Annotated in this window: 13 protein-coding genes; 6 read left to right on the forward strand and 7 right to left on the reverse strand. The window is 67.4% G+C overall.

All coding sequences use genetic code 11. The features are described from left to right. Positions 1 to 54: 54 nt before the first annotated feature. From ABZ453_RS29165 to ABZ453_RS29175, 3 genes are all read right to left on the reverse strand, one after another. Positions 55 to 636: a hypothetical protein gene (locus ABZ453_RS29165; protein ID WP_359019332.1), complete on the reverse strand. Its 582-nt coding sequence runs from the start codon at positions 634 to 636 to the stop codon at positions 55 to 57. A 70-nt stretch (positions 637 to 706) separates the two neighbouring features. After that, positions 707 to 2,788, reverse strand: a complete 2,082-nt coding sequence (locus ABZ453_RS29170) for a thiamine pyrophosphate-binding protein (protein ID WP_359019334.1) — start codon at positions 2,786 to 2,788, stop codon at positions 707 to 709. A 35-nt stretch (positions 2,789 to 2,823) separates the two neighbouring features. Continuing rightward, positions 2,824 to 4,458, reverse strand: a complete 1,635-nt coding sequence (locus ABZ453_RS29175; protein ID WP_359019336.1) for an AMP-binding protein — start codon at positions 4,456 to 4,458, stop codon at positions 2,824 to 2,826. A gap of 288 nt (positions 4,459 to 4,746) precedes the next feature. On the opposite strand from ABZ453_RS29175, the gene ABZ453_RS29180 reads away from it, so the two are divergent. Then, positions 4,747 to 5,691: an SDR family NAD(P)-dependent oxidoreductase gene (locus tag ABZ453_RS29180; protein ID WP_359019338.1), complete on the forward strand. Its 945-nt coding sequence runs from the start codon at positions 4,747 to 4,749 to the stop codon at positions 5,689 to 5,691. A 204-nt stretch (positions 5,692 to 5,895) separates the two neighbouring features. On the opposite strand, the gene ABZ453_RS29185 is transcribed toward ABZ453_RS29180, so the two are convergent. Further along, a complete protein-coding gene (locus tag ABZ453_RS29185; protein WP_359019340.1) occupies positions 5,896 to 6,738 on the reverse strand; it encodes a PaaX family transcriptional regulator C-terminal domain-containing protein in 843 nt (280 codons plus the stop codon). A 132-nt stretch (positions 6,739 to 6,870) separates the two neighbouring features. On the opposite strand from ABZ453_RS29185, the gene ABZ453_RS29190 reads away from it, so the two are divergent. Next, complete coding sequence (locus ABZ453_RS29190) at positions 6,871 to 7,740, forward strand: p-hydroxycinnamoyl CoA hydratase/lyase (RefSeq protein ID WP_359019342.1); 870 nt, start codon at positions 6,871 to 6,873, stop codon at positions 7,738 to 7,740. A 464-nt stretch (positions 7,741 to 8,204) separates the two neighbouring features. Here ABZ453_RS29190 and ABZ453_RS29195 read toward each other — a convergent pair whose 3' ends face one another. Both ABZ453_RS29195 and ABZ453_RS29200 read right to left on the reverse strand, forming a co-directional pair. Then, positions 8,205 to 8,456: a hypothetical protein gene (locus ABZ453_RS29195; protein ID WP_359019344.1), complete on the reverse strand. Its 252-nt coding sequence runs from the start codon at positions 8,454 to 8,456 to the stop codon at positions 8,205 to 8,207. Positions 8,457 to 8,540: 84 nt separating this feature from the next. Then, positions 8,541 to 9,995, reverse strand: a complete 1,455-nt coding sequence (locus tag ABZ453_RS29200; RefSeq protein WP_359019346.1) for a Rieske 2Fe-2S domain-containing protein — start codon at positions 9,993 to 9,995, stop codon at positions 8,541 to 8,543. Positions 9,996 to 10,141: 146 nt separating this feature from the next. Here ABZ453_RS29200 and ABZ453_RS29205 point away from each other — a divergent pair, with 146 nt between their 5' ends. The 4 genes from ABZ453_RS29205 to ABZ453_RS29220 are packed head-to-tail and all read left to right on the forward strand — an operon-like array spanning position 10,142 to position 12,349. After that, positions 10,142 to 10,333, forward strand: coding sequence for a ferredoxin (locus ABZ453_RS29205; RefSeq protein ID WP_359019348.1), 192 nt, complete (start codon positions 10,142 to 10,144; stop codon positions 10,331 to 10,333). Positions 10,334 to 10,335: 2 nt separating this feature from the next. Next, positions 10,336 to 11,547 carry an FAD-dependent oxidoreductase gene (locus ABZ453_RS29210; RefSeq protein WP_359019350.1) on the forward strand — a complete coding sequence of 404 codons (1,212 nt, stop codon included), beginning with the start codon at positions 10,336 to 10,338 and terminating at the stop codon, positions 11,545 to 11,547. A 21-nt stretch (positions 11,548 to 11,568) separates the two neighbouring features. Then, on the forward strand, positions 11,569 to 12,102 hold the full coding sequence (locus tag ABZ453_RS29215; RefSeq protein WP_359019352.1) for a 3-phenylpropionate/cinnamic acid dioxygenase subunit beta: 534 nt from the start codon (positions 11,569 to 11,571) through the stop codon (positions 12,100 to 12,102). Positions 12,103 to 12,112: 10 nt separating this feature from the next. Then, positions 12,113 to 12,349: a dihydrodiol dehydrogenase gene (locus ABZ453_RS29220; protein ID WP_359019354.1), complete on the forward strand. Its 237-nt coding sequence runs from the start codon at positions 12,113 to 12,115 to the stop codon at positions 12,347 to 12,349. A 130-nt stretch (positions 12,350 to 12,479) separates the two neighbouring features. Here the strand turns inward: ABZ453_RS29220 and ABZ453_RS29225 are convergent, their stop codons facing one another. Next, positions 12,480 to 13,145 (reverse strand): response regulator transcription factor, encoded by a 666-nt coding sequence (locus tag ABZ453_RS29225; RefSeq protein WP_359019355.1) that lies wholly within the window; start codon positions 13,143 to 13,145, stop codon positions 12,480 to 12,482. Between the last annotated feature and the right edge of the window lie 7 nt (positions 13,146 to 13,152).

Here is a 13,152-nt window from a genome sequence, read left to right on the forward strand (position 1 = left end):
CCCCGCCGCCCGGCGGGGGAGCCTCACTGCAGGGTTTTCAGACCGCGGGCAAGGTCACGCCGCCTTCTCCAGGGTGCCCTTGCCGTCGAAGTAGTAGTCCTCGCCGACCATGAGGCCGTCGCGGAACGGGATGAAGATGGCGGCCCTCGTCCTCTGCACGAAGACGTCGTCGACGGTTCCGCCGTCGGGCAGGGGCCCACCCAGCTCGGCCAGCGCGGCGCCCGGCACCCGGATCCGCACGTAACCGTCCCATGCGATGGCGTCATCGTTGACGAAGAAGTGGTCGACCTCGACCTCGAGGCTGTCCATCGCCAGCGCGCCGTTCGCCATTTGTGCGAGGTAGTTCGCGCGTACCTCCTCTCGGTGGGCGACCCGTCCGCCGTTCATCTCGATCGCGCCGGCGTCACCCCAGTAGTGGTAGACGCAGTCGTCCACCAGCGTCGCCATGGTCCGGTCGATGTCGTGATCCCGCACCTCGGCGATCGAATGTTCGATCAACAAGCTGATCATCGCGGCGTGCTTCGGATTCTCCGTCTCGGCCTTGCGGGCCTCGAGGAATTCGACGAACCGCGCCATATCGGGCAGACGGGCCCCTGACGCCCGGGTCAATTCCTCATGCCGGTCGACGGTAGTCATGATCTTCTCCTTCTTTTCGGTTGAGCCGCGGTCCCAGGTGCTCCGGCCGCGCGCATCGGGGCGCCGTTCGTCAGTTCGGCCATGAGCCCTCGACGAACCGGTCGCCGTGTCCGAACTTGCGGGCGGTCTTGGGCTTCTGCTCAGGTCCTCCACCGAGGAGCAGGTGCAGTGTGCTGGCGGCCGTGATCACCTCGATGAAGTACGGGCCGTCCGCGGCGATCGCCCGCCGGATCGCCGGGGCGAGCTGGTCCGACTTCTCCACGCGCTCGCCCGGCACGCCCATGCCCTGGGCGACCGCGGTGTAGTCGGTCTCGGGAAGGTCGGTCCAGTGCGCCGACGCCGACATGCCGCCGGTACCGTGCTCACGGGCACGCCGGCCACCGTACAGACCGCCGTTGTTGAGGACGATGCTGATGACCTTGAGATTGCGCTCGGCGAGTACCGAGAGGTCGCTGCAGTCGTAGTAGAAGCCGGCGTCGCCGCCGACGCTGACGACCAGACGGTCGGGCGCGGCGAGCTTCGCGCCGATCGCCACGGGGATGGTCGATCCCAGCGACGCGTAGTGGAAGCCCAGTGGTGACGCGAAGCCGGACGGATACTTCGACTCCTGGTACACCATCCCCGGCACCATGAACCCCTCGTCGTTGACGAAGATCGTCCCGGCGGGTACCTCCTCGCAGAGAGTCTGGCCGAGCGCGGCCGGCACGATCGGGTCGGCGCCGACGAAGGACTTCAGCGTCTCGAGGTAGGAGTCCTTGACCTCGGCGATCTCCGCCGCGCGCGTCTCAGCCGCGCGGTGCCGGCTCTGCCCGCCGGATGCTTCCAGCCGGCCGTTGAGCTGACCGAGGAACGCCTTCGCGTCGGCGACGACTCCCAGCGTGGGCTGGAAGATCCGGCCGATCTGCGACTCCTCGATGTCGACGTGCACGACGTCGTCCGGCTTGGCGAGGGACCACGACATGGTGGCGGTCTGGGAGAAGGAGAACCCGACCGCGATCCACAGGTCGGCCTCCTCGGCCACTGCGGTGCCGGTCCCGAAGTACCCCCAGCCGCTCATGTCGCCCGCGTAGAGCGGGTGGTCGTCCGGCAGCGCCCCGCGGCCGCCCGGCCCGCTCGTCACCACCGGAATGCCGCTCGTGTCGACGAACCGGCGCAGATCGGCTCCCGCGTCCGCCAGATGCACACCCGCACCGGCCAGTATCACCGGCCGCTCGGCGGACCTGATCAGTTCGAGCGTCCGCCGGACGCTCGCCTCGCTCGCCGCCGGCGGCTCCGGCAGCCTGAGTTCCTCCGTCCTGACCGTGGTCTTGTGATACATCGCGTCGTGGGTGAGGTCGAGCACCGCCGGGCCGAACTTGCCGGTGCTCGCCGCGAGCACCGCCTGCCGGACGGCCAGCGGCACATCCTGGCCGTCGACGACACGCGTGATGTACTTCGACAGGGGTTTGAGCGCCGAATACAGCTGCGTCCCGTCCTGCAGGGCGTCCCGCAGGTCCCACGCCGCCGCGTTCTCCATCATCATGAACACCAGGGGCGTGGAGTCGAGCTTGGCCGCGTACACGACCGGCGAGGCGTGCATCGAGCCCACACACCACATCAGCGTCGCGGAGGCGGCCCGCCGCTTCACCCGGTTGTAGCCGTAGGACATCCACGCCGCGGACAGCTCGTTGCGGGCGTTCATGTCCGTGATGCCGTGCCCGATGATGCTGCGCTCGAGGCTCGTGGACACCCCGCCGGTGTAGCCGAAGACGTACTCGACCCCGCACGCGATGAGCGTCTCCGCGATCGCGTCCGATCCCTCCCGGTACGGCACCCGGGCGCCCGATCCGACCCGCACGCCCTCGAGCGGGGCCTTCTCCCGGAAGGGCCCGGAGCCCAGCTCGACGTAACCCGAGACCAGATCGCCCTCGACATCGGCCACGAAGTTCATCGCAGCCGCGTTGTTCTCCAGGGTGACCGTCCACGACGCGCTTCCCCCTTGGACGGTTCCTTCCACGGTGGCCGAGACCACACTGCTCTCGACCTGCACTGACAGCGAGTCGCCGGTCCGGGTCAGGGTGAACACGCCACTCTGCGGCGGAAAAGTGGCTGAGCGCCAGGTGAGGTCCCACCTTCCGTCGATCTGCGTCGCGGCCTCGTCAGCGGTTGTCATCGGATACTCCTCCATGTGGCTCGTATCGGCGGATCTCAGGAACCGGCGGTGCCCCGTAGTCGGTCGCGCAGCTCACCGTGGCGGATCTTCCCGGACACCGTCTTGGGCAGCTCGGGTACGAAACGGATCTCGCGCGGGTACTTGTACGGCGCGGTCAGACGCTTCACGTGCTCCTGCAACTCCTTCGCGAGCTGCGGCGAGGCCTGCGCGCTGGGGTGCAGGAGCACGAACGCGGTGACGATCTGCGTTCGCGCGGGGTCGTCCTGCCCGACGACCGCGGCCTCTACGACGGCCGGATGTTCCACGAGCGCCGACTCGACCTCGAACGGGCCGATGCGGTATCCCGAGGACGTGATCACATCGTCCTGCCGGCCTTCGAACCAGAAGTAGCCGTCCTCGTCACGGCGTGCCCGGTCGCCGGTGAAGTACCACCCGTTGCTGAACGCGGCGGCGGTGGCGTCGGGATCGCGCCAGTAGCCGGAGAACAGCCCGACCGGCCGCTCGGGCTCCACGCTGATGGCGACGTTGCCCTCGTCACCCACGGACAGCGGCGTGCCGTCGTCGTCGACCACGTCGACGACGAACCCGGGAACGGGTTTGCCCATCGACCCGCTGCGCACCGGCAGACAGCGGAAGTTGGCCAGCACATTGACTGTCTCGCTCTGGCCGTAGCCGTCGTGGACGACGAGTCCGCGTGTGCCCTCCTCCCAGATCCGGATCACCTCCGGATTGAGCGGCTCACCGGCCGAAACGCAGTGGCGCAGTCTGGACAGGTCGTAGCGCGTGAGATCGGCGACGACCAGCGAGCGGTACAGGGTCGGCGGCGCGCAGAACGTCGTGACGCCGTGGCGCGCGAGGGTGTCGAGGATCAGATCGGGGTCGGACTTTCCCAGGTCCATCTCCAGGACGGTCGCGCCCTGTGCCCACTGTCCGAAGAGCTTGCTCCAGGCGGCCTTCGCCCACCCCGTGTCCGACAGGGTCCAGTGCAGGTCCCCGGGCCGGAGATCCTGCCAGTAGCGGGCCGTGACCACGTGGCCGTACCCGAAGCTCGCCTGGGTGTGCGCGACCATCTTGGGATACGCGACCGTGCCGGACGTGAAGTAGATGAGCATCATGTCGTCGGCGGCGGTCGGGTCCTCGGGTGTCGGCCCGTCCGACGCCCGCGCCAGCAGCCCGTCCATCGAGTGCCAGCCGGCGGACGGCGCGGAGCCGACGACGATGCGATGTGCGAGCGTCGGCAGGCGTTCGGCGATTTTGTCGATCTTGACCGCCCCGTCGCCGTCGGTGACGGCGGCGACGGCTTCCGACCGGTCGATCCGGTACTCGATGTCGCGGGACGTCAGCTGCGGTGTGCCGGGAACGGGGACGGCACCGATCCGGATGGCGCCGAGCATTGCCACGTACCACTCGGCGATCCGCGGGAGCACCACGAAGATCCGGTCGCCCTTGCCGACGCCCAGTCCGGCGAGGGCGTGCCCCATGCGCCGGCTCGCCAGGTTGAGTTCGCGGAACGTGAACGACGTGGCGACGGCGCCGTCGCGGCGCAGCGTCACCAGGGCCAGGTCGTCCGGTCTCTGCTCCGCCCGGCGTTCGAGGATGTCCAGCACGGCGTTGAACCGCTTCGGGACTTCCCAGCGAAACCGAGCCCGCTCGGCGTCGTAGTCCGTCATGTTGGGAACGGCATCCCGCCCGGGAGGTGTCACCGGCATAGGCTGTCTCTCCTTCCTGGAGCGCTTGCCTGCTGCGGCGCTCCGAGGCTCGCCCGGCGGAGGCACGGCCGTAAACCCCCCAAAGGGAGCGCTCCGCGCCCTACCTTCGGACGCTGGTGGTGGTCCGGGCGCGCGGTTAGCGTCGCTGGCTGTCCCCCGACGGGTTCGGGCACAACACGTACTTGTCAGAGCGTTGTCGTGCGTCCGGGGCGGGGGTTCGGTCAACTTCAACGGCACCGTGGAGGACGGATGAGCACGGAGAAGTTCCGGTTCGACGGACGGGTGGCGATCGTGACGGGCGCGGGCACCAACCCGGGGCTCGGGCGGTCGTACGCGCTGCTTCTGGCATCGAGGGGCGCCAAGGTCGTGGTGAACGACCTCGGTGTGGGGCCCGACGGGCGTGGGCAGATCGGCCCCGGCGCGCAGGCGGTGGTGGAGGAGATCCGTTCGGCCGGCGGCGAGGCTGTCGCGGACGGGCATTCCGTGGCGGAGCGTGACAGCGCGCGGGCGATCGTGGACACCGCTGTGGAGACGTGGGGCCGTCTCGACATCGTGATCAACAACGCCGGCATCGCACCGTTCGCGATGTTCGACGAGATCACCGACCAGGACATCGAACGGGTCGTCGGCGTGCATCTCATGGGTCACATCTGGATGTGCCGCGCCGCATGGCCGCACATGGCCGCGCAGAACTACGGGCGCCTGGTCAACGTCACCTCGGGCGTCGCGCTGATGGGGATGCCGACTCAGTCGATCTACTCCGCCGCCAAGCTCGGCGTGATAGGGCTGACGCGCTCGCTGGCGTCCGAGGGAGCGAAGCACGGGATCAAGGCGAACGCCCTGTCACCGTTCGCCGACACGGTCGCGCTGCGAACGATGCTCAAACAGGAGTTCAGCGAACGCAACCAGGCGGCAGGACTGGTCCCCGAAACCGTTGCTCCGGTGGCGACGTGGCTGGCCCATGAGGAGTGCACGATCTCCGGCAAGATCATCAACGCGGCCGGCGGTGCGGTCAGTGAGGCCTACATCAGTCAGACTGCCGAGACGCAGCCCGACCCGGACCTGACCCTGGAGGCCATGCCGACCGTGATGGAACAAGCGCTCGACCGCACGGGATCAGCCCCTTATGCCGACGGTGGCGACTTCATCTACGACGCCGTCAAGCCGTACGAGACGGCACCACGGACCGCATGAGCAGCAGGGTGATGTTCAGCGAGGGTGGGCGGGGCGCCGCCCACCCTCAGCTTTTCTCTCGCGTGTCAGGACGAGGCCGGAGCCTCGCTCCAGCGCTGCCACCAGCGGCGCTGGTTCCTCTCGTCAAAGGCCCGAGGTGCTGGCCTCGCCGGGCCCGATCCAATCGGACTCGATCTCGGCTGACCGGGCGCCCGACACGACCGTCTATTCGATGCTCAGGAACCCCGCGAAATCCTTCACTGTGCGCGTGGCCGGTCCTTCCAACTGCTGGTACAGGCCTCGGAACAGTTTCTCCGCCGCGGCGGCGGGCCATCCGGCCGGCAGGTACTCGGCGGGGAGACGGGGATCGGCCTGCACGAGTTGTTGCCACTCACTGCGCAACACGAGAAATGCACACAGTTCGTCGGGAAGGGCGGCCAACGGGTCGCCGCTCCAGCGGGTGATGTAACGGACGTAGCGATCGGCGATCTCATCCAGATCGTAGGCCTCTTCGATGAGAGCGGTGGTCTCCGTCACGGCGGCGGGTGTGCTGGAGAAGACGCGTACGTCGTCGAGGACCTCCAGGCCGTCCAGAAGGCCGGTTACGTCGACGCACCCGGGCGCGATCCACACACCGCTGCGGAGCATGCCGAACCCACCCCAGGCGAGCCGTGACCGGAGCCGGAGCCGGAGAGCGCGTCGTTCCTCTGGAATGGAGTAGGCGAGGACGGTCCACGTGCCGTTCCACTCGGGATCGGCGTGGTGCCAGGCGTAGGCGTTCCCCTCACGGAGAGTGCGGGATCCGTGCGGGGTGAGGGCGTAGTAGGTCTCCCGGCCTCGCCGATGGCGTTCCAGGAGCCCGCTGTCCACCATCCGCGTGAGGGTGGATCGTGCCGCGTGAGCGGATGTGCCGAGCCGTGACAGCAGCTCGATGAACGTGCCGGTGGACAGCGCGAGCGGGCGCTCGTGAACCAGGAACCCCAACAGCATCAGGGCCATCCACTTGGGTCGCCGGGCACGAGCAACCTCGGGTTCGAGCGATGAAGACGTGTCCAGCGGTCCCGCCATGCAAGGGATGATAGCCACTCCAAACATTCGTCGTCATCCTTGCTGTTGGGATGGAAAAAAGACTAACGTTGGATCGGGGTGACGGCATGAACCCCGTAACGACCAATCACCCGAGGGACTGGAGACCCGACCATGGCCAGCACCGGCGAAACCGCCTCCGCCGCTCCTTCGACCCACCGAGAACTCGGCACGTGGAGCACCGTCAAGGCCTCTGTCGAGAACGAGATCGCGTGGGTGGTGCTCAACCGCCCCGAGAAGCGCAACTGCATGAGCCCCACCCTCAATGACGAGATGCTCGAAGTGCTGGACGCGGTCGCTCTGGACCGCGAGGCCCGGGTGATGGTGCTCACCGGCGCGGGCGAGGCGTTCTCCGCCGGCATGGACCTGAAGGAGTTCTTCCGCGACACCGACGCCCTGTCACCGGTGGAGCGGGAGATCAAGCAGCGTTCCTGCTTCGAGTGGCAGGGGCCGCGGCTGCGTCAGTTCCCGCTGCCGACCATCGCGATGGTGAACGGGTACTGCTTCGGCGGCGCCTTCCACCCACTGGGCAACTGTGATCTCGCGGTCGCGGCCGACGACGCGATGTTCGGTCTGTCGGAGGTCAACTGGGGCATCGTCCCGGGGGGTAACGTCCCCCTTGCGGTGGCCCACACGATGAGCCTGCGTGACGCGATGTACTACAGCATCACCGGCGAGACGTTCGACGGTCGCAAGGCGGCTGAGGTCGGTCTGGTGAACGAGTCCGTCCCCCGAGATCGGCTTCGTGCCCGGGTGCTGGAGATCGCCGAGATGATGAAGACCAAGAACACGGCAATCGTTCGCGGCACCAAGGAGACAGTCCGTCACATCCGGGGCATGGGCTGGACCGAGGCGGAGAACTACATCAACGCCAAGTTCGCCGAGGCGCTGTACGCCGACGCGGAAGACGGGCGTGCCCAGGGGCTCAAGCAGTTCCTCGACGACAAGTCGTTCCGTCCCGGCCTGGAGGCATACAAGCGGTGACCTGGCCGGGGGACAGGTGCGTTCCCGGAGCGCTGAAGCCCTCGTCGCCGCCGGCAGGGCGGCGGCCGGCCCGGGCCCGAGGCCGCTCTGGTGGCCGACACCCTCACCGTACACGCTGGAAGCCTGCGCTTCGGGGCCTCGCCCCGCGGCCGGCGAGGTTGCGTGCGGCGGGACCTGTCGCATGTGTGGGGCCGCGCCCGCGAGGACCTCGTCCACGAGGGCCGTACCCACGAAGACCGTGGGCACGGCCTCACACCCGGGCACGGTCAAAGAGCCGCCTTCTCCCAGATGTCCTGGCCGTCGAAGTAGTAGTCCTCTCCGGCCAGCAGGACGTCACGGAACTGGATGACGATGGCCGACCTCGCCAGGGACACGAAAGCGGCGTCGACCGTTCCCCCGGCCGGCAGGGGTACACCCGCCGCGACCAGCGCCGCCCCGGGCAGTCGGAACAGCTCCCACCCGTCTCAGGCGATGGTGCCGTCGTTGATGAAGAAACGCTCGACGTCGACTTCGAGGCTGTCCATGTCCAGCGCGCCGTTCGCCATGCCCTCGACGTAGTTCGCGCGCACCGCCTCCGCGCCGACGACCTCTTGGTCGGTCTGCTTGAGCGGACAGGGGTCACCCCAGTAGTGGTAGACGCAGTCCTGCACCAGCGTCGCCATCGTACGGTCGATGTCGTGGTCCCGTGCCTCGGCGATCGAGCGCTCGATCAGCAAGCCGATAACCGCCCCGGCATGATGACGGCGAGCGCCCCGCGTGGTGATGGCGACGAGCCGCCGCCATCACCACGCCCTCGCGCGTCAGGACGCTGCCAGAGCCTCGCTCCAGCGCTGCCACCAGCGGCGCTGGTTTCGCTCGCCGAAGAACGTCGTACTGGCTTCGCCAGGTCCCATCCAGTCGGGGATGTCCTCGTAGTCGCTCATCCCGTCCATACCCATCTGGAAGTTGAGCTTCATGCCCTTACGAGCGAACACCGAGCGGCCCACCGTGGGGCCGCCACGCCAGACCACGGTGTCGTCCTGTTCGAACACTCCGGAGGGGCCGAAGCTGAAAACGCTGGCGTCGTACGAGGCCCGGTTGAATTCCTCGGGCGCCGAGTCCCACACCATGGGCCAGTTCCACAGCTCCATCTGCTCGGGCCCGCGCGGTTGCCACTGTCGCAGACTGATCTGGACCGCCGTAGGCCGGCCGTCCTCCGTGACGCCGGCGGCCCGGAAGAGCGACAGGTTCGGGAAGATCGTGAATCCGACTACCGAGTGTCGGGTCAGGAAGGCGCGCTGGTTGTCGTCCAACCGGTCCAGCTCGAACGTCGAGGCGACCTCAGGCGGAAAGTCCGTGGCCCCGAACGACTCGGGGACGGTCCTTTCGATGACGAGCACCCCGTGCCCGTTGTTGAGACTGACGTGGAGGCCGGCGGAGCGCTCAGTGGGGACGAGCCCGATGTCACTGAGCGAGCGGTGTGCGGACTGTACGTGGTAGCCGTCGCCGACGAAGTTCTCGGCGCCTGATTTCCAGTTGGACGGGACGATCCAGCGGTGGGGTTCGCCGACCACCCTCATCCCCTGCTCCTTGAGACCGAACACCACGTCCAGGTACCAGCACATGTCGCCCAGGTACTCGCGTAGAGGCACCGCATCAGGGTCCAGACAGGCGAAGATCAACCCCTGGTAGCTGTCCACGTGGGGCGCCTTGCGCAGCCCCCAGCGGTCGGCGTCGAGCTTGCGATATGCCTTGGCGCGATACGGTGCGCCGTTCCATTCGCCGGAGTTCTTGTAGATCCAGCCGTGATACGGGCACCGGAAATGCGATGTGTTCCCCTTCTCCGCCCGGCACACGGGTGAGGCGCGGTGAACGCAGTTGTTCAGCAGCAGCTGGATCTCACCCTGCTCGTCGCGCACGAGGATGAACTGGTCCTCGCCGACATAGCGGAGGACGTAGTCGCCCGGGCTGGGAATCTCCGAGACATGTCCGACGAACACCCAGCACTTGGTGAAGATGCGGTCCAGTTCAGCGCGATGGAGATCCGGATCGTTCAACACCCGTGGCGACAGCACCCCTTGCTCGAGATCCGTCCGGACCTCCGAGAGAAAGGTGTGCAACGACCCGTTCAGCGAACCGTAACCGCCTGTTATGGCCTGCCGGTCAGCAGAAGCCATGAGATCCTCCTCGCGTTCGCTTTCTCGAAGATGCCTGATCGAAAGAGGCCCGTCGATTTTCAGGGCGACATCATCGCCGACGCTAACCCGGTGATCCACCGGTGTAACCCCTTCAAAAGAAGCAAGTTGTCCCCGACCTTTGGACGCTGTTCGCCGACGGAGCACGGCCGTACAGTCGGCTTCGATCGACCTCAGCGCTTTGCAGCGGGTGACGGGCAATGCGTCGCCGGCGGGGAATGGGAGACATGAAGGTACTGGTGGACCGCGGGAAGTGTCAGGGTTACGGCAATTGCGTCGTCGCCGAGCCGCGTGTGTTCGATCTCGACGACGAAGGGTTCGTCCAGCTCCTCGTCGACGAGCCCCCGGACGAACTGCGGGCCGAAGTGAAGCATGCCGTCCGCGATTGTCCGGCGCGTGCGCTGGACGTGGAAGGCTGACGATGTCCCGACAACGGCGCATCGTCGTGGTCGGTGCTTCGCTCGCGGGCGTCCGAACCGCCGAGACCCTACGTGATCGCGGCTTTGACGGCGAGGTCGTGTTGGTCGGGGCGGAGAAGCGCCTGCCGTACGACCGTCCACCGCTGTCGAAGGCCGTCCTCGAGGGCCAGGCCTCGCTGGACGACATCCAGCTGCTGTCCGGCGACCAGGTGACCGCGCTCGACCTCGATCTGCGGCTCGGGCGTCGAGCGCGCGCCCTGGATCCGGCGAGAAGGGCACTGGAACTCGATGACGGTGAAACGCTGGGGTATGACGGCCTGGTGATCGCGACCGGCAGCGCTCCCTGGCTGCCGCGAGACTGGGACCTCTTCGAGGGGATTCACCCGCTGAGGACCCTGGATGACTGCCTCACGCTCCGGTCCGCGCTGCAGGGCTCGCCGCGCGTCGCCGTAGTCGGCGGTGGCTTCATCGGCTGCGAGGTCGCGTCGACCGCCCGTCGGCTCGGGTGCGACGTGGTGCTGATCGAGCCCCTCGTAGCTCCGATGGCGCGGGTGCTCGGGTCCGAGATCGCGCTCGCGTGTGCCGAGATTCCCTTGGCCGCGGGAGTGAGGCTGATCTGCGGCACGGCGGTCGAGGGGTTCGACGGAGGTGCGCGCGTGGAGCGCGTACGCCTCAGAGACGGCCGCATGATCGATGCGGACGTCGTTGTCGTCGGCATCGGGGCGCGGCCGGTGACCGACTGGCTCGCCGGGTCCGGTGTGAACATCGACGACGGCGTGCTGTGCGACGACCGCTGTGCCACCTCGGTCGAAGGCGTCTACGCGGCGGGTGACGTGGCGCGGTGGTTCAATCCGCTGTTCGAGCGGGCGATGAGGATCGAGCATTGGACCAACGCTTCCGAGCAGGGCGCGTTCGTCGCACAGGCCCTCCTCGACGGTCGCACGTCCGGCAGCTACTCGCCGGTCCCCTTCGTCTGGTCCGAGCAGTACGGCGTCAAGATCGAGATCGCGGGAGTCCCGCAACCGACCGATCGGACCAGGATCGTCGAGGGATCGGTCGCCGAGCAGCGGTTCGTGGCGCTCTACGAGCACGCGGGCCGGGTGACGGGCGTCCTCGCGCTCAATTCGACGCGGAGCATGCTCAAGTTCCGGCGTCTGCTCGCTCAGAACGGCTCACGCGCAGAGCGAGTCGACGCCCCATCCATATCTTCGTGACGAGGCCCGAAAGGCGACGCGATGACCGTAGAACAGACGAACACCCCACTGGCCGGTGCGGAACTGGAGCGGGCCTGCACACACTTTCTGTACCGGGAGGCCGAGCTCCTGGACGCGGCCGACTACACAGGCTGGATCGACACGTGTGTGTCCCAGGATCTGGAGTACCTGGTACCGATCCGCACGACGCGCGAGCGCGCCGCGGGCGTCTCGGAGTTCAGCCGTGAGGCCTTCCACATGAGGGACACCTTCTGGAGCATCCGCCTGCGTGTCGACCGGCTGCTGACCGAGCACGCATGGGCGGAGGACCCGCCCTCGCGCACGCGCCGTGTCGTGACCAATGTGCGCGTGCGCGAGCTGGGACCGGGTGAGGTGGAGGTGAAGAGCTACTTGATGCTCCACCGCTCCCAGTGGGACACCGCCGACTACGACCTGCTGGTGGCCGACCGTCATGACGTGCTGCGCTCGGAGGCGGGGGAGTGGCGCCTGCGGCGACGCGAAGTGCTGCTCAACCACACCATCCTCGGCACGGCGAATCTCGGCGTTTTCCTCTAGAGGGGGCCTCATGCCCGAATACCACAACAGCGACGACCCACCGATCCGGATTTCCAACGAGTTCGCCGACATACGTGTCCGCAAGGTCTACACGCGCAACGGCGAGCGACTGGAGATCCATGCCCACCGGCGCGGATATCGGATCCTGCTCGACGCCGTCGAGCTCGAAAGCCTTACGTGGCAGACCGCGGAGACGTTCTCCGGCTTCCTGCGCGGGTCGGTCGGGCGGGACACCGAAGACGAGTGACATGTGCCCCGCCGGACGTGGCGCCGGCCGTCTCCGACCAGTCTTCGAGGAGCCTGGCGCGCCCCTCGCCGACACGTGCACGGTAGACGGTGAAGCGTCGAGCACTGCGGTCGTGCACCGTGGTCGACGATCACAGGTTTGACGTCTCACCGCCCGGAGACCACGAGTGCGTCAGAGCACCGGGCACGACGATCCCGAGCTCGTAGGCACGGACGACGGCCTCCAGCCGGGAGGATGCGTCCAGCCTCTGGAGAAGACCGGTCACATATCCCTTCACGGTCGTCTCGGAGAGACAGAGCTGTTGCGCGATCTTGCGGTTCGAGCACCCGTGCGCGAGGAGCGCGAGCACTTCCTGTTCTCGATCGGTGAGCTTGACCGTTCTGCTTGCGAAACGCCTGGCGAACTCTGGGGCGAATTGCTTGGCGATCCGCGGGTCGCACACCAGCTGACCCGCGAGGAGCGCCCGCAGGGAGGCGCCGATATTGATTTCTGATGTGTCCTTCAACAGACACCCATTGGCGCCTGCGGCGAAACACGCATGAATGACGGTGATGTCGTCGAAGGCGGTGAAGATAACGATGACAACATTCGGAAGTAGCGCACGCAGCGCCTGGCAGAGCTCGTCCGGCGGCACGGACCCAGGCATCCGGGCATCCATCAGGATCATTTCGGGACGCTCGTCGTCAGCGAGAGCGAGAGCCGCTGTCGCGTCGTCGGCTTCAAAAATCTCGCATTCCCCGAGATTGGAGTTCACGACCACGCTCAGTCCGCGGCGTGCCACCGGATGGTCGTCCACAAGGAGT

Source organism: Streptomyces sp. NPDC005799 (assembly GCF_040630525.1).
Lineage (GTDB): Bacteria > Actinomycetota > Actinomycetes > Streptomycetales > Streptomycetaceae > Streptomyces > Streptomyces griseorubiginosus_B.